At 61.2% G+C, this 24,942-nt stretch carries 25 protein-coding genes; 17 read left to right on the top strand and 8 right to left on the bottom strand.

The genetic code is table 11. The features are described from left to right. Positions 1-110: 110 nt before the first annotated feature. Positions 111-2,093 (top strand): threonine--tRNA ligase, encoded by a 1,983-nt coding sequence (gene thrS, locus ABIE33_RS00815; protein ID WP_429120236.1) that lies wholly within the window; start codon positions 111-113, stop codon positions 2,091-2,093. Positions 2,094-2,276: 183 nt separating this feature from the next. Next, positions 2,277-3,116 carry a lysophospholipid acyltransferase family protein gene (locus ABIE33_RS00810; RefSeq protein ID WP_429120233.1) on the top strand — a complete coding sequence of 280 codons (840 nt, stop codon included), beginning with the start codon at positions 2,277-2,279 and terminating at the stop codon, positions 3,114-3,116. A gap of 45 nt (positions 3,117-3,161) precedes the next feature. Here the strand turns inward: ABIE33_RS00810 and ABIE33_RS00805 are convergent, their stop codons facing one another. After that, a complete protein-coding gene (locus tag ABIE33_RS00805) occupies positions 3,162-4,166 on the bottom strand; it encodes a hypothetical protein (protein WP_429120230.1) in 1,005 nt (334 codons plus the stop codon). A 99-nt stretch (positions 4,167-4,265) separates the two neighbouring features. Between ABIE33_RS00805 and ABIE33_RS00800 the strand changes: the two genes are divergently transcribed. After that, the gene (locus tag ABIE33_RS00800; protein ID WP_429120227.1) at positions 4,266-4,850 is read left to right on the top strand and encodes a nitroreductase family protein; all 585 of its coding nucleotides are present in this window, start codon (positions 4,266-4,268) and stop codon (positions 4,848-4,850) included. Then, on the top strand, positions 4,850-5,452 hold the full coding sequence (locus tag ABIE33_RS00795) for a flavin reductase family protein (protein WP_429120224.1): 603 nt from the start codon (positions 4,850-4,852) through the stop codon (positions 5,450-5,452). The genes ABIE33_RS00800 and ABIE33_RS00795 overlap by 1 nt, the downstream gene beginning before the upstream one ends. Before the next feature lie 24 nt (positions 5,453-5,476). Here the strand turns inward: ABIE33_RS00795 and ABIE33_RS00790 are convergent, their stop codons facing one another. Further along, entirely contained in the window at positions 5,477-6,181 is a 705-nt protein-coding gene (locus ABIE33_RS00790; protein ID WP_429120221.1) for an aldolase, read from the bottom strand. Positions 6,182-6,254: 73 nt separating this feature from the next. Between ABIE33_RS00790 and ABIE33_RS00785 the strand changes: the two genes are divergently transcribed. After that, positions 6,255-7,394, top strand: a complete 1,140-nt coding sequence (locus ABIE33_RS00785) for a DUF2336 domain-containing protein (protein WP_429120219.1) — start codon at positions 6,255-6,257, stop codon at positions 7,392-7,394. Between the two features lie 23 nt (positions 7,395-7,417). On the opposite strand, the gene ABIE33_RS00780 is transcribed toward ABIE33_RS00785, so the two are convergent. Continuing rightward, positions 7,418-7,996, bottom strand: coding sequence for a TetR/AcrR family transcriptional regulator (locus ABIE33_RS00780; RefSeq protein ID WP_429120217.1), 579 nt, complete (start codon positions 7,994-7,996; stop codon positions 7,418-7,420). Positions 7,997-8,099: 103 nt separating this feature from the next. Here ABIE33_RS00780 and ABIE33_RS00775 point away from each other — a divergent pair, with 103 nt between their 5' ends. Beyond that, a complete protein-coding gene (locus tag ABIE33_RS00775) occupies positions 8,100-9,122 on the top strand; it encodes an NAD-dependent epimerase/dehydratase family protein (RefSeq protein ID WP_429120214.1) in 1,023 nt (340 codons plus the stop codon). A 5-nt stretch (positions 9,123-9,127) separates the two neighbouring features. Here ABIE33_RS00775 and ABIE33_RS00770 read toward each other — a convergent pair whose 3' ends face one another. After that, positions 9,128-9,538, bottom strand: coding sequence for a hypothetical protein (locus tag ABIE33_RS00770; protein ID WP_429120211.1), 411 nt, complete (start codon positions 9,536-9,538; stop codon positions 9,128-9,130). Between the two features lie 241 nt (positions 9,539-9,779). Here ABIE33_RS00770 and ABIE33_RS00765 point away from each other — a divergent pair, with 241 nt between their 5' ends. Then, positions 9,780-10,262 carry a GNAT family N-acetyltransferase gene (locus ABIE33_RS00765; protein WP_429120209.1) on the top strand — a complete coding sequence of 161 codons (483 nt, stop codon included), beginning with the start codon at positions 9,780-9,782 and terminating at the stop codon, positions 10,260-10,262. A 113-nt stretch (positions 10,263-10,375) separates the two neighbouring features. Here ABIE33_RS00765 and parE read toward each other — a convergent pair whose 3' ends face one another. Continuing rightward, entirely contained in the window at positions 10,376-12,439 is a 2,064-nt protein-coding gene (gene parE / locus ABIE33_RS00760) for a DNA topoisomerase IV subunit B (RefSeq protein ID WP_429120206.1), read from the bottom strand. A gap of 209 nt (positions 12,440-12,648) precedes the next feature. Between parE and ABIE33_RS00755 the strand changes: the two genes are divergently transcribed. From ABIE33_RS00755 to ABIE33_RS00730, 6 genes are all read left to right on the top strand, one after another. After that, positions 12,649-13,581, top strand: coding sequence for an alpha/beta hydrolase (locus ABIE33_RS00755; protein WP_429120203.1), 933 nt, complete (start codon positions 12,649-12,651; stop codon positions 13,579-13,581). Positions 13,582-13,710: 129 nt separating this feature from the next. After that, positions 13,711-15,153, top strand: a complete 1,443-nt coding sequence (locus ABIE33_RS00750) for a UbiA family prenyltransferase (protein ID WP_429120200.1) — start codon at positions 13,711-13,713, stop codon at positions 15,151-15,153. Beyond that, entirely contained in the window at positions 15,150-16,472 is a 1,323-nt protein-coding gene (locus tag ABIE33_RS00745; protein ID WP_429120197.1) for an FAD-binding oxidoreductase, read from the top strand. Before ABIE33_RS00750 ends, ABIE33_RS00745 begins: the two co-directional genes overlap by 4 nt. Positions 16,473-16,565: 93 nt before the next feature. Continuing rightward, positions 16,566-17,006: a transporter gene (locus ABIE33_RS00740; protein WP_429120194.1), complete on the top strand. Its 441-nt coding sequence runs from the start codon at positions 16,566-16,568 to the stop codon at positions 17,004-17,006. Then, complete coding sequence (locus ABIE33_RS00735) at positions 17,003-18,013, top strand: NAD-dependent epimerase/dehydratase family protein (RefSeq protein WP_429120191.1); 1,011 nt, start codon at positions 17,003-17,005, stop codon at positions 18,011-18,013. The genes ABIE33_RS00740 and ABIE33_RS00735 overlap by 4 nt, the downstream gene beginning before the upstream one ends. Positions 18,014-18,024: 11 nt before the next feature. Beyond that, entirely contained in the window at positions 18,025-19,479 is a 1,455-nt protein-coding gene (locus ABIE33_RS00730; protein ID WP_429120188.1) for an aspartate aminotransferase family protein, read from the top strand. 35 nt (positions 19,480-19,514) lie between these two features. On the opposite strand, the gene ABIE33_RS00725 is transcribed toward ABIE33_RS00730, so the two are convergent. Continuing rightward, positions 19,515-20,114, bottom strand: a complete 600-nt coding sequence (locus ABIE33_RS00725) for a YceI family protein (RefSeq protein ID WP_429123014.1) — start codon at positions 20,112-20,114, stop codon at positions 19,515-19,517. 6 nt (positions 20,115-20,120) lie between these two features. Beyond that, positions 20,121-20,735 carry a cytochrome b gene (locus ABIE33_RS00720; protein WP_429120185.1) on the bottom strand — a complete coding sequence of 205 codons (615 nt, stop codon included), beginning with the start codon at positions 20,733-20,735 and terminating at the stop codon, positions 20,121-20,123. Between the two features lie 211 nt (positions 20,736-20,946). Between ABIE33_RS00720 and ABIE33_RS00715 the strand changes: the two genes are divergently transcribed. Then, complete coding sequence (locus tag ABIE33_RS00715) at positions 20,947-21,477, top strand: hypothetical protein (protein ID WP_429120183.1); 531 nt, start codon at positions 20,947-20,949, stop codon at positions 21,475-21,477. Here the strand turns inward: ABIE33_RS00715 and ABIE33_RS00710 are convergent. Then, positions 21,388-21,999 carry a TetR family transcriptional regulator C-terminal domain-containing protein gene (locus tag ABIE33_RS00710; protein WP_429120180.1) on the bottom strand — a complete coding sequence of 204 codons (612 nt, stop codon included), beginning with the start codon at positions 21,997-21,999 and terminating at the stop codon, positions 21,388-21,390. The genes ABIE33_RS00715 and ABIE33_RS00710 overlap by 90 nt on opposite strands. 155 nt (positions 22,000-22,154) lie before the next feature. On the opposite strand from ABIE33_RS00710, the gene ABIE33_RS00705 reads away from it, so the two are divergent. From ABIE33_RS00705 to tpiA, 3 genes are all read left to right on the top strand, one after another. Beyond that, the gene (locus ABIE33_RS00705; RefSeq protein WP_429120177.1) at positions 22,155-22,646 is read left to right on the top strand and encodes a GNAT family N-acetyltransferase; all 492 of its coding nucleotides are present in this window, start codon (positions 22,155-22,157) and stop codon (positions 22,644-22,646) included. Between the two features lie 59 nt (positions 22,647-22,705). Further along, on the top strand, positions 22,706-24,019 hold the full coding sequence (locus ABIE33_RS00700; RefSeq protein ID WP_429120175.1) for a GNAT family N-acetyltransferase: 1,314 nt from the start codon (positions 22,706-22,708) through the stop codon (positions 24,017-24,019). Between the two features lie 130 nt (positions 24,020-24,149). Further along, positions 24,150-24,920, top strand: a complete 771-nt coding sequence (tpiA, locus tag ABIE33_RS00695) for a triose-phosphate isomerase (protein WP_429120173.1) — start codon at positions 24,150-24,152, stop codon at positions 24,918-24,920. The last annotated feature ends 22 nt before the right edge of the window (positions 24,921-24,942 follow it).

The following is a 24,942-nucleotide window of genomic DNA, read 5'->3' as shown; positions in this document are numbered from 1 at the left end:
CCGCTTCGAAAAACCTCTATCAGGCCTGCGTCAAATAACCGGCGGAAGCCGGTCAGTCATACCACACCATACCACCCGCATTCGTTGGCGGGACTGGATAGGAGATCATGATGTCGAATCCCGTTTCCCTTACATTTCCTGATGGCTCTGTCCGCGAATACGCCCCGGGCACGACCGGGCGCGATGTCGCCGAGTCGATTTCGAAGTCGCTGGCCAAGAAGGCTGTCGCCATTGCGCTCGATGGCGAGCTGCGCGACCTGTCCGATACCATTGCTGATGGCCGCATCGAGATCGTCACCCGCGACGACAAGCGTTCGCTTGAGCTGATCCGCCACGATGCTGCGCACGTGATGGCGGAAGCCGTTCAGGAGCTGTGGCCGGGCACGCAGGTGACCATCGGTCCGGTGATCGACAACGGCTTCTACTACGACTTTGCCAAGAACGAACCCTTCACGCCCGACGACCTGCCGGTCATCGAGAAGCGCATGAAGGAGATCATCGCTCGCAACAAACCGTTCACCAGGGAAGTGTGGCCGCGCGAAAAGGCACGCCAGATCTTCGCCGACAAGGGCGAGGCCTACAAGGTCGAGCTGGTCGACGCTATCCCGGAAGGTCAGGATCTCAAGATCTACTATCAGGGCGACTGGTTCGACCTCTGCCGTGGACCGCACATGGCCTCCACCGGTCAGATCGGCACGGCATTCAAGCTGATGAAGGTTGCCGGAGCCTATTGGCGCGGCGACAGCAACAACCCGATGCTGACCCGCATTTACGGCACGGCCTGGCATACGCAGGAAGAGCTTGACCAGTACCTGCACATCCTGGCCGAAGCGGAAAAGCGCGACCATCGCCGCCTCGGCCGCGAGATGGATCTCTTCCATTTCCAGGAAGAGGGTCCGGGCGTCGTCTTCTGGCACGGGAAGGGTTGGCGTCTGTTCCAGACGCTGACGGCCTATATGCGCCGCCGGCTCGCCAACACCTACCAGGAAGTCAACGCGCCGCAGGTGCTCGACAAGTCGCTGTGGGAAACTTCCGGTCACTGGGGTTGGTACCGCGACAACATGTTCAAGGTGACGGTTGCCGGCGACGACACCGATGACGAGCGTGTCTTCGCGCTGAAGCCGATGAACTGCCCGGGCCATATCCAGATCTTCAAGCATGGCCTGAAGTCATACCGTGAATTGCCGGTACGTCTGGCCGAGTTCGGCAACGTCCATCGTTATGAGCCGTCCGGCGCGCTGCACGGGCTGATGCGCGTGCGCGGGTTCACTCAGGATGATGCCCACGTCTTCTGCACCGACGAGCAGATGGCGGCCGAATGCCTGCGCATCAACGATCTGATCCTCTCGGTCTATGAAGACTTCGGTTTCAAGGAAGTCGTCGTCAAGCTGTCGACCCGTCCGGACAAGCGCGTCGGTTCCGACGAGCTCTGGGATCGCGCCGAAAGCGTCATGACCGACGTGCTGAAGACGATCGAGGCGCAGTCCGAAGGCCGCATCAAGACCGGCATTCTGCCGGGCGAGGGCGCCTTCTACGGTCCGAAGTTCGAGTATACGCTGAAGGACGCGATCGGCCGCGAATGGCAGTGCGGCACGACGCAGGTCGACTTCAACTTGCCGGAGCGCTTTGGCGCCTTCTATATCGACAAGGATTCCGAGAAGCGTCAGCCGGTGATGATCCACCGGGCGATCTGCGGTTCGATGGAACGCTTCCTCGGTATTTTGATCGAAAACTTCGCCGGCCATATGCCGCTGTGGATTTCGCCGCTGCAGGTCGTCGTCGCGACGATTACCTCCGAGGCAGACGACTATGGCCGCGAGGTCGCGGAGCTCCTGCGTGATGCCGGACTTACCGTCGAGACCGACTTCCGCAACGAGAAGATCAACTACAAGGTTCGTGAGCATTCGGTGACCAAGGTCCCGGTCATCGTCGTTTGCGGCAAGCGCGAGGCGGAAGAGCGCTCGGTCAACATCCGGCGTCTCGGCTCGCAGGCCCAGACGGCGATGTCGCTCGACGAGGCGATCGCTTCGCTCTCGGCTGAGGCCACGGCGCCTGATCTCAAGCGCAAGGCTGAAAAGAAAGCCCGGGGTTAAGACCCCGGGACCTTCGCTCTGTCTGCAAACTGTCATATTAGCGGAATATCCGGGTACTACAGCGCCGCGCGTCTTATCAGACGCGCAAAGGCCGCTGTAGTACCTTGAGTTGCTGCATGTTTTTATCCTCAAAGCGGGTACGATTTAAGGAAACATGCAGTAGGCCATCCATCGGAGACTTCCGTGCAGTTCAAAGAGCTGTCTTACGCAAACGAAAATGACCGGCGCCTAAAGCGCTGGCTCATCCGCTCCATGGAGGGCTTGGCGGGTCGCAACCGATACGCCAAGCTTTATGCGCGGTGGCGGTGCGACATCGTCGGCAAGAGCGACCGGATCTTCGCCGAGATGCTGCAGCTGATCGATGTGCGCCTGCGGCTACAGGGCGAATGGCCACCGCGGCATCTGCCGGACACCCCTCTGGTTATCGTTGCCAATCATCCCTTCGGCATCGGCGATGGCATTGCCGTTCTGGCGCTTGCCGAACAACTCGGCCGGCCGTTTCGGGTGCTGATCAACAACGAACTGTTGAAGGTGCCGGAGATGGCGCCCTATTCGCTGCCGGTGTCTTTCGAGGAAACGAAGGAAGCCTTGGCGCTGAACATGGCGACGCGCCACGAGGCGGTGCGGCTGCTGAAGGAAGGCGTGACGATCGTGATCTTTCCGGCCGGTGGTGTGGCGACCGCGCGCTCGGGCTGGGGCAGGGCCGAGGATCTGCCGTGGAAGATTTTTCCGGCCAAGCTGATCCAGGCCGCGCGCGCAAGCGTCATACCGATCTACTTCGAGGGGCAGAACGGCCGTATCTTCCATCTCGCCAGCAAGGTCTCGCTGACGCTTCGGATCTCGCTGTTGATCCGCGAATTCCGCAGGCTGTCGGGCACGACGATCGCGGCCCGCATCGGGCACATCCTCACCTGGGAAGAGCTTTGCTTGCATGCTGATCGCAAGGACCTGCTCGGTCGCATCTACGAGGCGGTGTTTTCGATGGCACCGCCGCGTCGCCGTTTCCTCAGGCGTGCTGGCTGACGTAGCGTCAGGCGCCTGCCGTATCGACAGTGTTACGGCGTCAGATCAATCCTGTGCTTCCGCGGCTGCTTCCGGACTTGCGGCTGCACCGCCATTGGTCAGAAGCACTTCGATATCGGTGTTGACACCGGCCTTCACCGTGAAATCGCGCTGGTAGATCTTGTTCTTGTTTCTCGCCACGGCCGTATAGTTGCCCTCGAGAAGAACAAGCGTCGGGAACGCTCCTTCCTCCTGGTCGACGATGTCGCCAGCCGAAGTGAGGATCGACCAGCCGGTGTCGGCGATGGCTTCGCCGCCCGGCTCGGAGACCAGCTTCAGCGTCAGCTTTGCCGCCTTGTGCTGGATCGTCGCTTCGGTCAGCTTGCCGGCTTCCACCTGAATGTCGGCGGTGATCACCGCATTTGTCGTGCCGTAGTTGGAGCTGACATGATAGGTGCCGGCGCCCAGGCGAAGGACGGTGCTGGGTTTCACGTCGGCGGCAATCAACGCCCGTTCGCCATCGCTCTGCGTTTCGGACGAATAGATGGAGAAGCTGAGTTCGCCCGGCGGGATGCGTACATCGCTGCCGGAAACCGCATTCAGCGTCATGCCGCCGGCATCGAGCACCAGCACCTGCTTGTCGAGCACGCCGTCTTCAGGAATGCGGATCTTGCGCGTCGCGGCCGCACGGCCGAATGCGACGTTGACGAAATATTCGCCCGGCACCAGGCTGAAGGCGGTCGATCCGCCTTCGGACGTCGCCAGCAGCGGCAGCTTGCCGTCGCTTCCGGGGATAGGGCTGAACACGCGCCAGGTCAGGCCCGCTTCGACCGGTTGCCCCTTGCCGGTCAGAAGTGCTTCGAGCTTCACATCCTTCAGCGTACCGTCCTGTGTCGGGTCGGTGGTCAGCGGGCTGAAGCCGGTCAGCTTCGGCATCTTGCGGGTTCCAGAGATCGATGGAAAGCTCTCGAAGGCCTCCGTCGCGTCCTGCGCCAGGACGCTGCCGGCGGTGATGCTTGCGAGTGCGACCGCCAAACCGGTTCTGATGAAAATACGAGGGCAGGTGCGCATGAGAGCAGTTGACTTCCTGACTGGGGGACTCCACTTGAGACGCCGGTATGGCATTTTCGTGGCTGCCGGTCGGCGGCAAAATAGTGGAATTCACCCAATATGAAAACCGAAATAAAGCTCGTTGACTATCTCGCATCCCGCCGATCCATTCCGGCCTTTCAGATGGGTGGTCCAGGGCCGGGCAGGGCCGAAGTCGAGGAAATGCTGACGCTCGCCTCGCGTGTGCCGGACCACGGCAAGCTGGCGCCCTGGCGGTTCATCGTTTACCGCGGCGAAGAGCGCGCGCGCATCAGCGGCGAATTGAAGACGATGGCGCTCGCCAAGAAGCCCGATCTGTCTGAAGAGATGATCAAGGTTGAGGAGACGCGATTGTCGCGGGCGCCTGTGGTCGTCGCCGTCGTCAGCAAGGCTGCTCCGCACTTCAAGATCCCGGAATGGGAGCAGCAGATGTCGGCCGGCGCCGTCTGCCTCAATCTGCTGATGGCGGCCAACGCGCTCGGCTATGCCTCCAACTGGCTGACCGAATGGTACGCCTTCGACGAAGCTGCCTATCCGTTGCTCGGCGTCGAGCCCGGTGAAAAGATCGCCGGTTTCATCCACATCGGCACCGCCACTGTCCCGCCAACGGAGCGTCCGCGCCCGGAACTGGCCGAGATCGTTACCTGGGTCGGAGAAGACGCCTGATGTTCTACGAGACGGCCGCGAACAAGCATGGCCTGCCGCATGATCCGTTCAAGGCCATCGTCTCGCCGCGGCCGATCGGCTGGATCGGCACACGCGCCACGGACGGCTCGCTGAATGTCGCGCCCTATTCCTTTTTCAATGCGATCGGCGACCGGCCGAAACTCGTGATGTTTTCCTCGAGCGGCTACAAGGATTCGGTGCGCAACATTGAAGCAACGGGCGAATTCACCGCCAGCTTCGCCAGCCGGCATCTGAGCGAGGCCGTCAACAAAACCTCGATTGCAGCTCCCCATGGCGACAGCGAGTTTACGATCGCCGGATTGACGCCTGTTGAAGGGACCTTGGTCAAGGCGCCGTTCGTGGGGGAAGCCTATGCCGCGCTCGAGTGCCGGATGACCGAGATGTTCCAGCCAAAGGGGCTCGATGGCGAGCCCTCGGACAATTACGTCGTCATCGGCCAGGTGGTCGGTATTCACATTCGCGACGAGGCGATCCGAGACGGTCGTTTTGACATGGCGACGGTGCGGCCGCTCGCCCGCCTCGGCTACATGGATTACTGCGACGGCGGCGACGTCTTCCAGATGGTGCGTCCCACGCGCTGAGGTGGGGCGGCCGAACGGACCACGTCAGTCGTCAGTGTCCTGCCATGCCGCTTGCTCCGACGAGCGGCAGACCACGGATGAAAAGCCATTGGCGCGACTGGCAGCGAAGGCGCGCCGGACGGCCTTTTCAGTCACAGCGGTTTGCGGCAGCATTTCGTAACAGGCAAGACCCGCTTCATGGGCGCGAAGAACAGCAACGGCGCGCCCGGCGGTGATCGGTGCGACCGGGACCTCATTCTGCGCTTCCGTCGATGGTCTGCCGCCGATTGCCCCTGCTAGCTCGGAGCCATCAAAAATAAGTCCCTCGAGCCGCTGCGAGCCTTCGCCAAGGGAGTAGGGCGAAAGTACGCTTTCGGGAACCGTGCCATATTCGGCAAGGATAGCCACGTGTTGTGCGCGGCTGCTGGCGCTTGCCTCCGCAACGCGCAGCATGACGTCGAGCCTCTGCACATCCATGCGGCTCCTGCATCCGGAAAGAACGACGCCATCAATGTCCTGTCGAAGAAGCGAGATCAGTTCGTTTTCCGTCAGGCGGTTGACCGGAGCGATCCGTGCGAAGACGTGACAGGCACTTTTCGCAACTGCCACCAGTTGAGCAAGTGCATCGTTACCAAAACCGAGATCGACAATGATGCCGCCGAACGCCTTGAGGTCGACGGACGTCGGTAGCGGCGCGCCGACGCTCTGAAACAGCAGCGGTTTCATGGTTTTGAAGCGGTTAACGGACATGGTGAACCAATCTTAAACCTTTGCCAGCTAGGCTTCCAACATCAGGTGGCTTTGGGTGTCTAGTGGGGCGTCGGTGATCATACAAGCATTTCTTCGCTGGGTGGAAACGGCGAGAACGGGCGACCGTGCCCGCGCTGCCCGGGCCCTCGGTCGCGCCTATGTCGACGCACAGATGAACGGTATCGATCGTCAGGCCGCTGAAATGGCCATGACCTTCCTGCTTGACGATCCCTCGCCAAAGGTGCGTTCGGCTCTGGCCGAAGTGCTCGCCCCATCCTGCGATATTCCCCGCGCCATCATTCTCGGCCTTGCCGAAGACCAGCCCGAAGTCGCCTACATCGTCATTTCCCGCTCTCCCGTTCTGACCGACGAGGATCTTGTCGACCTTGCGGCCCGGGGCTCGGTCGAAACGCGGGCGCTGATTGCGGCCCGCGCGTTCGTGTCGCGTTCGGTCTCAGCCGCCATCGCTGAAATCGGCGGCGAAGAAGAAATGCTGATTCTCTTGGAAAATGGCGGCGCCCAGCTGCCGCGCCGGTCGTTGAAGCGGATCGCTGAGCGTCTCGGCTATTCCGCTGCCATCCGCGATCTGCTGCTGGACCGCGCCGATTTGCCAAGCGACGCCCGGCACACTCTTGTCGAAGAGGTGGGGGCAGCTCTAGCCGCCTTCGGTCTGGTGCAGATGGCGATCGGGACGGCACGGGTAGAGCGGATCACGCGTGAGGCCTGCGATGTCGCAGCGGTCGGCATGGCTGGCGCTTTGGCCGTGGATGAATTGCCGGGGCTCGTCGCCCATCTGCGCGAGACCGGTCGCCTGACGCCAGCCTTTCTGTTGCACGCGCTTGTCACCGGCCGGGCGGAGTTTTTCTCGGCGGCGATCGTCGACCTCTCCGGCGTCACCGAAAAGCGCGTTCGCTCGATCCTCTCGAGTGGCCGCATCCATTCCATTCGTGCCTTGTTCGAGAGCGCCGGTCTCGGACGCGACGTCAGCGAAGCGTTCGCCGAGGCGGTCCTACTCTGGCGCAAGAACGGCACGACGGGCGCTGACGATTGCCGCGCCTCCGTCTGTGCCGCGCTCCTCGCAAGCTTGCGCGGTCAAAGGGCGCCTTCGCCGGCATGCAATGCAATGGCGGAAATTCTCGAGCGACTGGCCTTTGCCGAGCAGCGACAGTCGGCCCGCGACTATGCCCACCTGGCGGTGCGGCAGGCCGCCTGAGGACGTTTCCTCGGAGAGGCGACTTAGCCGGTTGTGCCGGTTGCTGAGCCCACGACGCGGACCAGTGCATCGATCCGCTGCTCGATCTGATCGAGCCCCTCGGACCCCTTCTTGATGCCGTCGACGGCGCAGAGAACAAGTTCGGCAAGAGCGCTCGATGAAAGCGCTACCTTACCAAGTGCAATCTCGCCAGATGCAATTGCCTCTGCAATCGTGGTTTCCGTCAGTTGACGCAATCTTGCTGCCGTCGCGACGTTGAGATCGTCGGCAAGCGCGTTGTTTGCCTCGAACAGTTCCTGGCCATAGGGACTGGATTTCACCGGCGCCATCGCCGAAAGCACGAATGCCTTCAACCCCGTGGAGAGGCGGCGCTCAAATGGCGCCATCTGCGCAAAGCCGGATTCGGCTTCGCCAATCGAAGTCGCGTGATGTCTTTCCATCAGCGCGCGAAACAGGTCATCCTTGTTCCTGAAATGCAAATAAAGTGCGGCGCGCGACATGCCGGCTGCTTCGGCTACATCCTGCATGGAGGTCTTGCGGTAGCCAAATCGGCCGAAGACCTCGACGGCGGCATTGAGGATATGGTGTCTCTTCGTGTCCATTTCGGATCGTTGACATTATGGATCAATATTGTCAAACTGACATTATGGATAGAAAATGTCAGTTCGTCAGCTTGGCGGGCAGAGTGAAAGAGGACGCGAAAACATGAACGCCAAAACACCTGAGCTTGTTGTCGTTACCGGTATCGGCGGCTTTGTCGGCCGGCATGTCGCCGCAACGCTGCTGCGTCAGGGCTACGACGTGCGCGGGACGGTGCGCACGTTGGGGCGAACGCAGGAGATCGAGCGAGCGATACGTGGGGCCGGCGGAACAGAGGCCGGGCGGCTGACATTTGCCGCTGCCGATCTGCTCGGCGACGAGGGCTGGGCAGAGGCGTTTTCCGGTGCCGTCTATGCTATGCACACGGCCTCGCCTTTCCCTGCGAGCGTGCCCGGTGAGGAAGCCGATCTGATCGAGCCGGCGCGGAGCGGTACGCTGCGCGTATTGAAGGCTGCCCGCGCCGCCGCCGTCCGTCGGGTCGTGCTGACGTCGTCGATCGCAGCGGCGATCTATGGCGATGGCAGCGCACCCTTCACCGAGGAAAACTGGAGCGATCCGGAATCGCCCTTCGCTACGCCCTATTACCGATCTAAGACCTTTGCCGAACGCGCCGCCTGGGCCTATGCACGGGAGAGCGGGCTCGAACTCGCGGTGATCAATCCGTCGATGATCCTCGGTCCGCTGCTCGGCGGGGAAGTCGGGACCTCCGTCGGTGTCGTTCGCAACCTGTTGCGGGGCAAATATCCGGCCATGCCGAAATTCAGCGTTCCCATCGTCGACGTGCGCGATGTCGCCGATGCCCACCTACGTGCAATGACCGTCGCCGAAGCGGCCGGCGAGCGGTTTCTCATCGGCGGCGCGGCGCTGTCGCTGGCCGATATTTCTGCGGTACTGCGCCGGAGTTTCCCTGTTTATGCCGGCAAGTTGCCGAAGATCACCTTGCCAAACTGGATGGCTTTGATCGCCGCACGCTTCGATCCCGGGCTCCGCCTTGTCGTTCGAGAGCTTGGCCGCGATTCGCGTATCTCCAATGACAAGGCCCGTCGCATTCTCGGCTGGACGCCAAGAACCGAGGAGGAGGCGATCAAGGCGAGCGCCGAAAGCCTGATTGCAGCAGGTCTCGTCTGATTGCGTCAGTCGGTGAACCGCCGTGCCACCCAGGAATAGCCGTCCTCGATATAGTGAACCGGCTTGCTGACCAGGGTCTTCAGCTTCTCGCGGTCGGGGACGGCGCCGGAGAGAAACGCTAGCGCGCGCTTCGGCAGGTCCGGCTGCTCTTCTGCTGCCTGCGGCGCCGGCGTCTCGGACAGCGGAACGGCTACCTCCGGCTGGGCGTCATTGGTGGCGAGCCCGGGGCCGGAACTCTCGCAGACGGCAACGACCACGGGATAGTTGGCGTTGGAGAACCGCGGCAACTGTTTCTGCGAATCCGTATCGCATTGGGCAATCGAGGGCCATGTCCCGTCGACCGTCGAGATATATTGGCACTGGTTGACGTCGTGGTCACAGCCAAGAATGGTCATGACGATCAGGGCGGCTTTCATGGTCTGGCTGTATCCATTTGGGCTTCGATTGTACGCGTTCTGCGATCAACTTATGCCTGTGTGATTCTTCCGGAAATGGGGCAATGGCTTGAACGCGCGGAAACAATTTGTTTCGCCGCGTCATTCGGATTGATGGGGCAGGTCTGCTCCTTGCGCAATTTGACGTATTGGTTGCCCGTGCCCGAGGCGATAGTCTCACTTCAGAACCGCAAGCGACCCGAGCCATTGCCGAGGATGAAAATTGCCTGACGTCACGATCGCCGAAGAACTGCCGCGCCAGCCGGAAATCCTGCGCTTGCTGGAAATGTCGGACGCCTATGCCGCGTCGCTCTATCCTGCGGAAAGCAATCACCTTGTCGATGTGTCGACGCTGGAGCAGCCGGGCGTATCATTCTTCGTCGCGCGTTTTGATGGAGCTGCCGCCGGTTGCTGCGCGCTGGTCGAAGCCGGCGATGGCACGGCGGAGATCAAGCGCATGTTCGTCGATCCGGAAGCGCGGGGACTGAAGGTCGGGAAACGTCTGTTGCAGACAATCGAGGGGCACGGCGAGAGCCTCGGGCTTGATGTGATCCGGCTTGAAACCGGTATTCACCAGCCCGAAGCAATCGGGCTATACCGGGCGGCTGGATATGTCGAGCGCCCGCCCTTCGGCTGTTATCAGCCGGATCCGCTGAGCCTGTTCATGGAGAAGGCGTTGCGCGCGCCTGCCGATCTCAACCGATAATCGGCAGGACTTCATTGAAGATGCCTTGCCGATAAGCCGGAACCTGTAGTTACTGACGCCACATTCCGTGCCCGTTTGCTTGGAACAAGCGGGTGCCGCGACGTAGCAGCCGATCAGATGTCGAGATTATCGGCGAATACGGCCCGCTCCTGGATGAAGCGGAAACGTGCGTCGGCCTTGGTACCCATCAAGCTGTCGACGGCTTCGCGCGTGCCTTCGAAATCGACGTCGTCGATCTGGACCTTTAGCAGGGTGCGGAACTTCGGATCCATCGTCGTTTCCTTGAGCTGCGCCGGCAGCATTTCGCCCAGACCCTTGAAGCGGCCGACTTCGACCTTGCCGCGACCGTTGAACTCGGTGCGCATCAGTTCTTCGCGATGGGCGTCGTCGCGCGCATAGAGCGTCTTTGAGCCCTGGCTCAGGCGGTAGAGCGGCGGGACGGCGAGATAGAGGTGGCCGCCGCGGATAAGTTCCGGCATTTCCTGATAGAAGAAGGTGATTAGCAACGAGGCGATGTGCGCGCCGTCGACATCGGCGTCGGTCATGACGACGATGCGTTCGTAGCGCAGGTCTTCCTCGCGGTATTTGCTGCGCGTGCCGCAGCCGAGCGCCTGGATCAGGTCGCCGATCTGCTGGTTGGCACCCTGCTTTTCCCGGCCGGCACTGGCGACGTTGAGGATCTTGCCGCGAAGCGGCAGGATGGCCTGGTTCGCGCGGTTGCGCGCCTGCTTGGCCGAGCCGCCAGCTGAGTCGCCTTCGACGATAAAGAGTTCGGCACCTTCGGCAGTGTTCTGCGAGCAGTCGGCAAGCTTGCCGGGCAGGCGCAGCTTGCGCACTGCGGTCTTGCGGTTGACTTCCTTTTCCTTGCGGCGACGGACGCGTTCGTCGGCGCGCTCGATCACCCATTCGAGCAGCTTTGCCGCCTCGGCCGGGTTGTCGGCGAGATAATGGTCGAAAGGATCGCGCAAGGCGTTTTCGACGATGCGCTGTGCTTCGACGGTCGCGAGCTTGTCCTTCGTCTGGCCGACGAATTCCGGCTCGCGGATGAAGACTGAGAGCATGCCGGCGGCCGAAATCATCACGTCATCGGTGGTGATGATCGCGGCGCGCTTGTTCTGCGTCAGTTCGGCGTAGTTCTTCAGACCCTTGGTGAGCGCGATCCGGAAGCCCGCCTCGTGCGTTCCGCCTTCGGGCGTCGGAATGGTATTGCAATAGGAATGGACTTGCTGGTCGCCACCGTACCAGGTGACGGCCCATTCGAGTGAGCCGTGGCCGTTCGACTTCTCGGACTTGCCCGCAAAGATCTCGCGGGTGACCGTGAACTCCTTGCCGAGCGTTGCGGCCAGATAGTCCTTCAGACCGCCGGGGAAGTGGAAGACGGCTCGGTCCGGAATCTCGGAGCCTTCCAACAGCAACGACGGATCGCATGACCAGCGGATTTCGACGCCGCCGAAGAGATAAGCCTTCGAGCGCGCCATGCGGAACAGCCGCGCCGGCTCGAAGCGAGCATGCGGTCCGAAGATCTGCGGATCGGGATGAAAACGAACCCGCGTTCCGCGCCGATTGTGGACGTCGCCCAGTTCTTCCAGGCCGCCTTGCGGCACGCCGCGCGAAAAGCGCTGGCGATAAAGCTTTCGGTTTCTGGCAACCTCGACTTCGAGGTCGTCCGACAGCGCGTTGACGACGGAGACGCCGACGCCGTGCAGACCGCCGGAGGTCTCGTACGCCTTGCCGTCGAACTTGCCGCCGGCATGCAGAACCGTCATGACGACTTCGAGCGTCGACTTGCCCGGGAATTTGGGATGGTTTTCGACCGGAATGCCGCGGCCGTTGTCGGTTACCGACAGATAGCCGTCGGCGTCGAGGTGGACTTCGATGAAGTTGGCGTGCCCCGCTACCGCTTCGTCCATCGAGTTGTCGATGACTTCCGCGAAGAGATGGTGCAGCGCCTTTTCATCGGTGCCGCCGATATACATGCCCGGACGCCGGCGGACAGGTTCCAGCCCCTCCAGCACCTCGATCGCCGAAGCATCATAGTCGCCGCTATCGCTGCCTTTGGGAGCAGGGCGCGGTTCTTCCCGCGGAGCCGGCGCCGTTCGCGCAACAGGCGCGGCGTCTGCCACAACGGGCTTCGGTTGTTCGGGCATTGCGGAGAAGAGGTCGTTATTGTCGTCCATTGGGCGTTTAGATCATTCCTGTCGTGCGGAGGTGCGGAAGGCCATAGCAAGACCGAGGTCTTGTCGCCATCCCCAGTCATTCGAATCACCCGAATTCTGCCAGAGTCTTGCCGTTTGTGCGAACAAAAGGAGAATAGCGGTGCCGGATGCCTGCAAAATAAAGCCCCGTGTCTGCGTCTGTCACCGACTGTTGCTTTGGCTCCAGGCTGATGGCAAGGCTTTGCCGCGAACCAGGGAGCCCTTCGTTGTCCGTGTCCACAGCTCATTTTTGCTTTCGCCGGCTTGCCGCCATTTTTCTGTCCGTCGGCCTTTTTGCAGGCTCGATCGTTTGCGTCGAGGCGCAGGTGCTGAAGCCCTACAAGGACGATCTGTTTTCCTACGGCAAGGTCCTGGAAGAAAGCGACGGCGGTGACTACCGCGTCGTCGACTATCAGGAACTGCGCGACATCAATGAGCGCGACGAAATTCCGGAGCGGCGGGTCAAGCGTGCCTTCGTCTCGCGGGGCGTCAACAGTGAACAGGTCAACGAGACGCTCGATGTCGGCGGACGCTCGCTCGATGTGACACGCGTCGGCCGGGAGCGCGGCGCTGCATTCACTGTGATTTTCATCCATGGGCGCGGTGGGGACCGGCGCCTCGGCGCCAACGATTTTTCCTTCGGCGGTAACTTCAACCGGCTGAAGAACCTCGCGGTTGCCAATGGTGGCGCTTATTACGCACCGAGCGTGCGGTCCTTCGATGCCGCCGGGGCAGCCGACGTTACGGGCCTGGTCAAACTTGCTGCCGAGCGCTCCGGCGGGCGGCCGGTCGTGCTGGCTTGCGCTTCCATGGGGAGTTTCATCTGCTGGGGTGTGTCCCGTGACGCGGAGGCAGTGACGGCGCTTGGCGGCATAATGATCATGGGCGGCGTTGCCGATCCAGATTTTATCAGGAGCGCTGCCTACAAGGCGAAGCTGCCGATATTCTTCAGTCATGGCAGCCGGGATAGTGTCTATCCGGCCGAGAGCCAGAAGGCGCTCTACAGCGCGTTGAAAGGGCAGGGGTATCCGGCCCGCTTCGTGCTCTTTGATACCGGATCACATGGAACGCCGGTCCGCATGACCGACTGGCGGGACGCCTTGAACTGGATTGGCAAGCGCTGACGCGTACCGTTCGATGCTCGGCATTTGTTAACCAGACCGGCAATTTGCGGGTGCAGACCGTCCGCTTGTTTCCACCTTTGAAAGTGATCGGCGCGATGATCCTCGGCAGATATTGCTGGGGTATATTTCATGGATGTGCGTACCGAAACACGGCAGGTTCCGCTGTGTGTCGACCTGGACGGCACATTGCTGGCCGCCGATACGCTGTGGGAAGGCGCTGCGATCATTCTGTTGCGCAATCCGCTGATGCTCTTCCCGATGCTCATGTGGCTGTGGCAGGGCAAGGCGCGCCTGAAACATGAGGTCGCCTTGCGCTCCGGACGCATGGCGGCGGACTGGCCGTACCGCCAGGCTGTCCTGGCTCGACTGGCTGCGGAAAAGGTTGACGGGCGCGACATCGTGTTGGTCACCGGTGCGGCACCTTCCGTCGCCCAAGAGGTCGCAGCGCATGTCGGGCTCTTCTCTTCGATCATGCATTCGTCGGACACGCTCAATCTGACGAGCAGCCGAAAGCGTGATGCGATGGTGCAACGGTTCGGCGAAGGCGGTTTCGACTATATGGGCAACAGTCGTGACGATATCGCCGTGTTTGAGGTCTCGCGCCGGGCGATCGTCGTGGCTCCCGATGCGGCAACGGAGAAATGGCGCCGCAACCACGATGCCGAAAAGCTCGATACCGGCAAGGTGAGCATGCTTGCCCCGCTGAAATCGATCCGCGTCCATCAGTGGGCGAAGAACGTGTTGATCGGCGTGCCGATGATCCTCAATCACGAGGTTCTGCATCTGGATGCGCTGTTGAGTGTTATCATCGCATTCTTCGCGTTCAGCTTCCTGGCCTCCGCCGTCTATGTCATCAACGACCTCTCCGATCTGGCGAATGACCGGCGCCACGCGAAGAAGCGCCACCGGCCGCTTGCCAGCGGCCAGATGTCGGTGCCGACGGCATTGGTGCTGGTCGTCTGCCTGATCCTGGCCTCGGTGTCGCTGACCTTTCTCCTTCCTTGGAAGTTTGCAGGCGTGCTGGCGTTTTATGCCTGTGCCACGACGGCCTACACCTTTGTGCTCAAGCGCAAGCTTCTCGTCGACGTCTTCACGCTTGCCGGCCTCTACACGACCCGTATCGTTGCCGGTGCGGCGGCGACCGGAACGGAACTTTCCTTCTGGCTGGTGTCGTTCGCGATCTTCTTCTTCCTCAGCCTGGCTCTGGTGAAGCGTTACGTCGAGCTGCATGAATTCGAGGACAAGGACGGCGGTGCCGTTCCCGGGCGCGGCTATCTCGCTGTTGATTTCGAGATGGTCGGGCAGGCAGGTGTGGCCTCCGCATTCACTTCCGCTCTGGTGCTTGCGCTTTACGTGCACAGCAAGGAACTGCAGGAAATGTACACGACGCCGTGGGCATTATGGCCGCTCTGCCCGTTGGTGCTCTATATGCTGTTGCGGATCTGGATGCTGGCGCGCCGTGGCATGCTGCACGAGGATCCCGTGGTCTTCATCATGCGCGATTGGCGCAGCCAGCTGACCATGCTGATTGGGGCGTTACTTATTCTTTTCGGAGCCGTCGGGCCGCAATGAACACGCAAGACTACGAAAGCTGGGGCCGGCTCGACCGTCGGCCACGGCAGGGCATTTCACCTGACGACTACGAAGATCGCATCGGCTCTATCGAGCCGGATGCCTTCCTGCCGTTCGGCAACGGCCGCAGCTACGGCGACAGCTGCCATAACGATCGCGGCATGCTGATCGACAACCGTCGACACGCGCGCATAATCGCGTTCGATCCGGGCACAGGGATGATGACCTGCGAAGCGGGTGTTACGCTTGGCGACGTTCTGGCCCGCGCCATTCCGCACCGCTTCTTTCTTCCCGTGACGCCAGGCACGGCCTTCGTCACCGTTGGTGGCGCGCTTGCCAACGATGTTCACGGCAAGAACCACCATGCCCGCGGTACCTTCGGCAATCATGTGACTGGCTTTACGCTGCTGCGTTCCAATGGTGAGCACCTGGTCTGCACTCCGGCGGAGAACCCGGACCTGTTTTCAGCCACGATCGGCGGAATGGGGCTGACGGGTCTGGTCCTGACCGTCAGTCTTCGGCTCAGCAAGGTACCGTCGCCGCATGTGCAACAGCATGCGATCCGCTTCGACAATCTCGACGAGTATTTTGGGCTGGTCGATCGCGTGGATGAAGAACACGAGTATTCCGTCGCCTGGATCGACCAGCTTGCCACCGGCCGGCGTATGGGCCGTGGCATTCTGCTGGCCGGCGATCATGCTGATGGGTCCTGCGAGTTTCCCGATATGCCGAAGGGAATGAAGCTCTCGGTGCCGTTCTCACCGCCCTTCAACCTTCTCAATTCGGCGACGCTCAAGGCCTTCAACGAATACTATTTCCGCAAGGAAAAGCCCGGCGAGACCATTTCGACGGTGCCGTGGACGTCTTATTTCTATCCGCTCGACGCCGTCGGCGCGTGGAACAGGCTTTATGGCCCGAGAGGGCTCTATCAGCACCAAAGCGTCTATCCCTCTGAGAATGCGCGGGAGATCACCGCGATGCTGATGGACGCCGCACGGCGTGCCGGACACGCATCTTTCCTCACCGTCCTGAAGCGCTTCGGGGATGTCGCCTCGCGCGGTCTCCTGTCGTTTCCGCGACCTGGTTTTACTTTGACGCTCGACTTCGCCAATCAGGGTGAACGGACAGTAAAGCTGCTGGACCGCCTCGACGCGATCGTTGTCGAGGCCGGAGGCGCGATAAATCCCTACAAGGATGCCCGCATGAGCCCGCAAGTCTTTGAAAAGTCGTTCAGTTCCTGGAGATCGCTTGAGGCGTTGCGCGATCCGGCGTTGGTGTCGAACTTCTGGCGCCGCACGGCGCTGGCTTTGCCAAAATGAGAATGCAGACAATTTGATTAAATTAAATACGCGAACTTCACTGAATATGCGTCTCTCGCGTGTAGGTACATTCCCGGGGCTGGGAGTAAAACTATGAAATATATTCCATTCATTCTCTTCACTGTGCTGACCAATGCGGCGGCACAACTGATGTTGAAGCAGGGCATGATGTCGCTCGGGCCGATCTCGATGACGGCGGAGACGGCCATCGTCCGCCTGTTCCAGATCATTTTCAATCCTTGGGTTTTCGCGGGTCTCGCGACCTTCGCCATCTCCATGGCTTCGCATCTCTATGTGCTGTCGAAGGTAGAGCTTTCCTTCGCCTATCCGTTCCTGAGCCTGGCTTACGTGGCGGTTGCGATCTTCGCCTACTTTGTCTTCCGCGAGGACCTCAATGCCTGGCGCATCGCCGGCATCGCGCTGATTTGCGTCGGAACGGTCCTGATCGCCCAGTCGGGCATGTCATCCCATAACGACGAAAAGCCGGCCGATACGGCTGGCGCAAGAACAGCAGATTTCGGGAGCGAGTCATGAAGCATATTATTTTTGGTGGCGACGGTTTCGTCGGCCGACATCTGGCGCAGCGCCTCGTTCAGGATGGCGAGGAGGTCGTGGTCGCCGATATCGTCAAGTCCGATCTGCCGCACTACAATCGCGCCCGCTTCGTCCATTGCGACGTGACGCAGATGAGCGATGTGCTGAAGGTCGGTATCGGCCCGGACGACATGGTCTACAACATGGCGGCCAAGATGCTGTCGCCGTTGCAGATCCGTTCGAAGCGTTGGGATTTCTTCTGGCCCGTCAACTACTACGGTGCCGAGAACATCATGAAGGGGATGGGCGCAGCCAATGCGTCGCGCCTCGTTCAGTTCACCACGGACATGATCTACGGTCACACAGTGCAGTCGCCGCAGACCGAGGACCATCCGGCAAAGCCGCTCGGCGAATACGGCAAGTCGAAGTGGGCGACCGAACAGCTGGCCATGCAATGGCGCAAGCAGGGCATGAACATCTCGATTTTCAGGCCGCGCCTGATCATCGGTCCCGGACGCCTCGGTATTCTCGAAAAGCTGTTCAAGCTGATCGATATGAACCTACCGGTTCCGATGATTGGCTCGGGCAAGGTACCGTATCAGTTCATCTCGGTCTTCGATTGCGCTGAAGCCGCACGGCTTGCCTGGAAGGGTGGCGTACACAACGAGGCCTACAATCTCGGCTCCGACAATCCGCCGTCGGTGCGAGCGTTGCTCAGCAACCTGATCAAGCACGCTGGCTCAAAGTCCTTCCTGCTGCCGACGCCGGCCTTCGCGGTGAAGCAGACGCTGGCGCTGTTTGACCTCATCAACAAGCCGATCATGGATCCGGAGCAATACCTGATTGCCGACGAGCTATGCGTACGCGAGACGGGCAAGCTGAAGCATCAGCTCGGCTGGCGGCCGCAGTTCAACGATGGCGACATGCTGATTGCCGCCTATGACGAGTATCGGGCCAAGAAGTCCGGCGCTGCAATGCAAAACGCCGCCGCCGTGCCGGCCGAGTGAGGGGAATGACAATGCTGGATAGACCGAACCGCGCAGCCGTCTCGGCGCCGTCGCTCGAAGGTGGGGTCGCAAGGCCAGATCTGCTCACGGTCGAGCAGGCGAAAGCCATGTCGATCGGTGACATCACGACCGCCTTCAAGGACCATCTCAACCCTGGCCAGCTCCATTTCATGAAGCTGCTCGGCTTTCACAAGGTGAAGATCGAAAGCGCCGAGGGGATGTACTACACCGACCAGAACGGTCGGAAGATTCTCGACTTCTTCGGTGGCTTCGGTTCGCTGGCCTTCGGCCACAATCACCCGCGTATTCTCCAGGCGCGCCAGAAGTTCCAGGACGAGAAACGCCACGAAATTGCGATTGCCTTCATGTCGCAATATGCCACGGCGCTTGCCAAGAACATCGCCGCCTGCTCGCCGGGCGATCTCGACATGGTCTTTCTCGGTTCATCCGGTTCCGAGGCGATGGAGGCGGCCGTCAAGCTCGCCGAGCGCGCCGCCGGCCCGAAGCGCCCGAAGGTCGTCTATGCGGAAAACTCCTTCCACGGCAAGACCAAGGGGGTGCTTGCCATCACCGATGGTCAGCTCTACCGCGCCGACTTCAAGCTTACCGACAACACGGTGCGCGTTCCCTTCGCTGATATCGAGGCCGTGGAGAATGCCTTCAAGTCCGACCCGGAGATCGGCGTCATCGTGCTGGAGACCATCCAGGGCGGCGGCGGCATCATCCAGGCGCCGGCCGAATACTGGCAGCAACTGCGCGCGCTCTGCGATCGTTATGGCGTCCTGTGGGTCGCTGACGAAGTGCAGTGCGGCTATGGCCGCTCGGGTCGCTTCTACGCCTTCGAGCATTATGGCGTCGTCCCTGACGTCACCGCACTCGCCAAGTCGCTCGGTGCCGGCAAAGCGGCAGTTGGCGCGATGATCGCGCGCCGCGAAGTCTACATGAAGGCGTACGGCACGTCGAAGACGGCGATGATCCACGCCATGGCGACCTTCGGTGGCATGGGGGAAGCATGCGTCACCGCGATCGAGGGCATCAATGTGCTCTACGACGATCATCTGATCGATCGCGCGGCCGACAGCGGCGACTATCTGCTTGAACGCCTGCAGGCGCTGAAGGAGAAGTATCCGAAGATCATCAAGGACGTGCGCGGCAAGGGGCTGATGGTTGGCCTGGAATTCCAGGACTTCAGCCAGACGTTGCCGATGGTGCTGCGTCCGGTCGTTTCCGTGCTTGACGACAAGCTGAAGGGCTCGCTCTCCGGCTTCATCGGTGCCTTGCTTCTGCGCGATTACGACGTGCTCGTGGCCTTTACAGAATACAATCGCAACGTCATTCGGCTTGAACCGCCGCTGATTTGCGAGCGCGCTCATGTCGACCAGTTCATCGCGGCGCTCGACGAGCTTCTTGGCCGCGGCATCGTGCGCATCGTCAAGGATTTCGTCGGCACCCAGATCGGCGGCTGACGGGATCCGACGACTGACTTGAAGGGCAGGAGCGTCTAGCGCTTCTGCCCCTTTATATTCATGTCGAACTCGACGACATTGGAATAGATCGGCGTGCCGACGTCCATGCCGTAGGGCGAGCGGAAGATGCTGCCGCGGATCATGAAGGAGATCGACCGACTGTTCCAGTCCGTCAGCTTGACCGAGAACCGTTCCTTCCGCGTTTTGCCGCGCGCTGTCAGCGTACCTTCGACGGCCGCGGTGTCCGGGCCGGTCTGCTTGACGCTGGTCGAGCGGAAGGTGACGGTGCGGTAGGTCGCGCTGTCGAAGACGGCGCTCGACTTCAGGAACTCTTCGACGCGGCTTTCTCCCGTCTCGACGCTTTCCGGGTAGAGGGTGAACTCGACCGACGAGCGGGCGATGTTGCTGCCATCGATGCGGAAATTGCCGGAGAATTTGCCGAAGTCGCCAACAATGCCACCGCCCCCGACTTGCGCAACGGAGAAACGCACGCGTGACGCGCCGGTGATGCCGTAGCTGCCGGCAGCGTCCGAGAGTTGCGGCGCACTGGCACTTGCGGCACTTGGCCCGAATGTCGTGGCAAACACGGTGCAGAGTGCCAATACCGCCCGTGATGGCTTCGATTGCTGCTTGATCATGGTTCATTTCCTCTTGGCAGTGACCTGACTGCCCTTGGTCTTTTCGAACTCCCCGCGTCGCTGCTGTCGTGTGGACAGCATGCGGACCAGAACCTCGTCATGACGCACCAGATGGTGGTAGAGCGCAGCCATCGCGTGGAGCGCGACGAGACCCAGCGTCGCGTAGGCGAGGATTGCGTGTGTCGACATCCACAAGCTCTCGGCTGCCTCGGATTTCGCCATCGGCAGATGCGGGATGACGAACCAGTCGAAATAGAAACTCGGAATGTTCAGCGTCGAGGTCGACGCGACGGCCCAACCGGCGAGGGGCACTGCTATGGTCAGACCGATCAGGATTGCGTGCGTGGTCCGGGCTGCGCGTCGTTCAAGCAGCGAAAGGCCGGCAGGCGCCTCCGGTTGCCTATCGAGCACATGCCAGGCGGCGCGCAGCGCGGCGAGCGCAAGCACGGTGAAGCCGAAGGATTTGTGCCATTGGTAGAGCGAGAATTGCAGGCTCGGATCCAGGGATAGTCTGCGCATGACGAAGCCGAGCGCCAGGAGGCCAAGAATCGACACGGCGATCAGCCAATGGAGGATGATCGTTACCCAGCCGAATGCAGACTTGCTGTTTTGCAGCATGGCAAGCTCCTGCGGCGTTCGGACGAAATCTTCGATTTCGCCTTCGTTGCCCGGATAGGACCCATTGGCCTCGGCTTTTATTCTCCGACGATACCGTAAATTTGCGGGCTGATCATGTTGATGCAGTCGAAAGATCTCTCATCTGCTCTACACAGGGCAGACGGCGAGCTGGTCTGACTGGTTGCAAATCCAACTTATTGCGGAACGTGAGATGACCGAGAATAGCTCGACGACCGAGATGATCCCCCTAGAAAACGTGGTGCTGAAGCATGCGAACGCCGGCATTGCGCTGGGGGCGGAGCACCGGTTCGCAGAATCCCTCGAGCAATGGCGGCTCGCGGCGCAACTGGCGGACGCGAATTTCGAGGGTGAAGACCTCTATTATTGGGTCAAGGGCGGCCACGGCGCAGCGCTCTGTGATGTCGGTCGTTACCGCGAGAGCATTGCCGTTTCGAAACTCGTTCGCGCGTGGACGCTTTCGCTGCGCCAGCCGCTCGCATCGATGACCATGGCCCGCGCCTATCTGGCGCTCGGCGAGGCCGGGAATGCCTATCCTCATATTCAGGACGTTCATCGGTTGACCGGGGACGAGGTATTCGGCCTGTTCGATACGCGGCTGATATCCGCAGGGCGCTTGCGGCAAAGGCCTAAGTCAGGACGCCCCAGTCATCTCCTGGAGAGAAATGCCGAGATCGTCGGCAACGGCCTGCATCATCAGGCTGCGCACGGTCGTCGGCGATAGCAGCGGCACAGGCAGCACTGCCATGCTGGAAAGGCCAATTCCGAGACCGAGGATCCGCCAGGCGATCGTTTCCGCCAACGCGCCCGCGCGGAATTCACCCGACGAGATGCCGTCCGCAATAATGCCACAGAGCAGACCATGCCAGCTGGAGATGGCCTGGGCGTAAGCGCCAGCCAATTCTGTGTCGGCCTGCGCCGCCCGCCACGCCTCCGCCCAGAAACGCATGCCGATCTCGCGCGCATCGTCCGTATGGTCGCTGACGAAGAGCTTGAGTGCTGCCGTCGGACAGAGCGCAGGACGCATTTTGACGAACTCGCTACGGGCCGTAGCTTCGTAATGCAGGAAAGTCGCGCATTTGAGTTCGCTTGCCGTCTTGAAGTGATGGTGGATGATGCCGTTGGCCGCTCCCATTTCGGCTGCGACCCGACGTGTCGTCATCCCGTCAAAGCCGTCCTTCAGCATGACGGCGATGGCCGCCGCAATGATCGCCTCGCGCCGGGCGAGGCGGGTCAGGTACACCATATTCAGTCTCCGGTTGTATGCGATTGACATAGCGCAGATTTGATCATATGTCCAATTTGAGCGCTGGCTCAAATCGTTGGCGGACGATCTAAAACCGCGGCCGGCCTTTTTGGCTCGGTCCTCGTTTTCATCCATTTGATTTTCAGGAGCCGCCCATGAGCGAACATGTATTGCCGTCCGATGCCGAGATCACCTTCCGCCGCATCTCTGCCCTTACCGTCTGCGAGGTTTGCGAGCTCAGCGAAACCCTGAGCGAAGAACAGCGCAATATGGTTGCCGACAACGGCACCTCGATCGCGGAAGCGCACTTCTCGGAGAATGCCTGGTTCCGAGCGATCTACGCCGAGGAGACGCTGGTCGGCTTCATCATGCTGCACCAGGGATCGGATTGGGACGATGGCATCGATTGCCCTGGCGTCTATCTCTGGCGCTTCATGATCGCCCGCCCGTTTCAGGGCAAGGGCATCGGCAAAAAGGCGATCGAACTTGTCGTGCGCGACCTCAAGGCGCGTGGCATCCGCGAACTCTATACGAGCTACGGTCTGGGTGAGGCGAGCCCCGAAAGTTTCTACAAGGGGTTGGGTTTTGTTCCAACAGGCGACAGCTACGGCGAAGAGCCGGAGGCCGTACTCAAGTTTGCGGCCTGAACGATATATCATTGGCGGCGCTCGACGCGTCGCCGCTCAGAATATTTTACGAGAGAGACATGCAAAACGACCTACACGAGGCCAATCGGCTCTCATGGAACGCGGCGACCGTCGCGCACAATAGCCACAAGGGTGACCAAGCGGCGTTCTTCCGCAATGGCGGCTCGACGCTTTATCCTGAAGAGATCGAGCTGCTCGGTGACCTGACCGGCCTTGATCTGCTACATCTGCAATGCAACTCCGGCCAGGACAGTTTGAGCCTCGCCCGTCTCGGTGCGAAGGTGACCGGCGTCGATATTTCCGACGAGGCGATCGCCTTCGCCACGCGGCTTTCGAGTGAAAGCGGCGTTGAGGCGACATTTGAGCGTGCCGACCTATTCCACTGGTTCGAGGAGGCTAAAACGCACGGCCTGGCGTTCGATCGCGTCTTTGCGTCCTATGGCACGATATGCTGGCTGTCCGACCTCGGCCCTTGGGCTCGAGGCATCGCTTCGGTGCTGAAGCCCGGCGGGCGGTTTGCCTTCATCGAGTTTCACCCGTTTGCGATGGTTTTCGATGAAAAATGGACGCCGCGCTACGACTACGCACCGAAAGAGCCGATCTCGGAAGCGGGTGTTGGTGACTATGTCGCTGCGTCCGGGACAGGGTTGGCGCCGGATGGCTACGGGCAGGGCGTTGTGGATTTCGACAATCCGCACCCCTCCTTCGAATTCAACTGGGGTATCGCGGACGTCGTGCAGGCCTTGATCGCCGCCGGCCTCCAGATCGAGCGCCTGAAGGAATACCCCTATGCCAACGGCTGGGCCGGTTTTGAGGGCATGCGAGATTCCGGCGGCGGACGGATGCTGCCACCCGAAACCATGCCGAGCATTCCGCTGATGTATGCGCTTGCAGCGACGAAGCCGAAGACGGTTGCGTCAGTGGCGGCGCGGCCAGAAACGGTGATCCGACCCTATCGCGCTGAGGATCGTGACAGGCTGTCCGCCATCTGGCTGTCCGCCTCGCGCATTGGACACCCCTTCCTGGGCGAAGAGCGTCTGCTCGCCCAGCTCGAGATGGTCCGCGACACCTATCTGCCGATGGCCGACAATTGGGTCGCCGAGATCGGTGGGCGTCCGGCAGGCTTCATCGGCCTGATCGGAAGTTTCATCGGCGGGCTGTTCGTCGATCCAGAGATCCATGGCGCCGGCATCGGCCGCGGGCTGATCGAGCACGCAGCGAGGAGGCTTGGACGGCTTGAGGTCGGCGTCTACGCCGACAATGCCACCGCCGTCGAGTTCTATCGCCGTCGCGGCTTTGTCGAAACGGGGCGCCAGGAGACGGACGACGAAGGATTGCCGTTCGCGGTGATCCACATGGCCCGCTCCTCTTGATGCTACCGACGACCGACAGGGCCACTCCTTTTGGCCCTGCCGGAATATTCCGCGACGGATGCTTTCCTTTGCCGGTGGCATTTGCTAGGCCGCTTTCCGGAGAAAAAAGTACCTGACCGGAGGAAATTTCATGACGCCTGACATCCGCCCGCTCGTCGCCGGAAACTGGAAGATGAACGGAACGCGCGCCTCGCTCGATCAAATCAAGGCGATGGCCGAAGGGGTCAAGGGCGATCTTTCCGGCAAGGTCGAGACGCTGATCTGCCCGCCTGCGACGTTGCTCTATGTGGCGACGGCGCTTTGCGACGACAGCCCCCTGATGATCGGTGCCCAGGATTGCCACCAGAAACAGTCCGGCGCACACACCGGTGAAGTCTCGGCCGAGATGATTGCCGATTGCTTCGGCACGCACGTGATCGTCGGCCATTCCGAGCGCCGCACGGATCACGCAGAACAGGACGGACTGGTCCGCGCCAAGACGGACGCCGCCCATGCCGCCGATCTGATCGCCATTGTCTGCATCGGCGAGACCGGTGACGAGCGCCAGGCGGGCAAGACGCTCGACGTGCTCAAGCGCCAGCTCGCCGAAAGCCTGCCCGACAGCGCCACGGCGGAAAACACGGTCATTGCCTATGAGCCGGTCTGGGCGATCGGCACGGGTCTGACGCCGACGGCTGCCGACGTTGAAGAGGCGCACGCTTTCATGCGCAAGGAACTGATGTCGCGCTTTGCCGATGCCGGGGCCAAGATGCGCATTCTCTATGGCGGTTCGGTCAAGCCGTCCAATGCCCGCGAACTCATGGGCGTTGCCAATGTCGATGGCGCGTTGATCGGTGGCGCGAGCTTGAAAGCCGAAGACTTCCTCGCCATCTACCGGGCTTATGAAGATTTGACGGCCTGATTGTCCGGCACGAGCCGGGCAG

Origin of the sequence: Ensifer sp. 4252 (assembly GCF_050434565.1) — a bacterium.
Lineage (GTDB): Bacteria > Pseudomonadota > Alphaproteobacteria > Rhizobiales > Rhizobiaceae > Ensifer.
The sequence above is the reverse complement of the archived record's forward strand: the minus strand, read 5'-3'. Positions and strand labels throughout refer to the sequence as shown.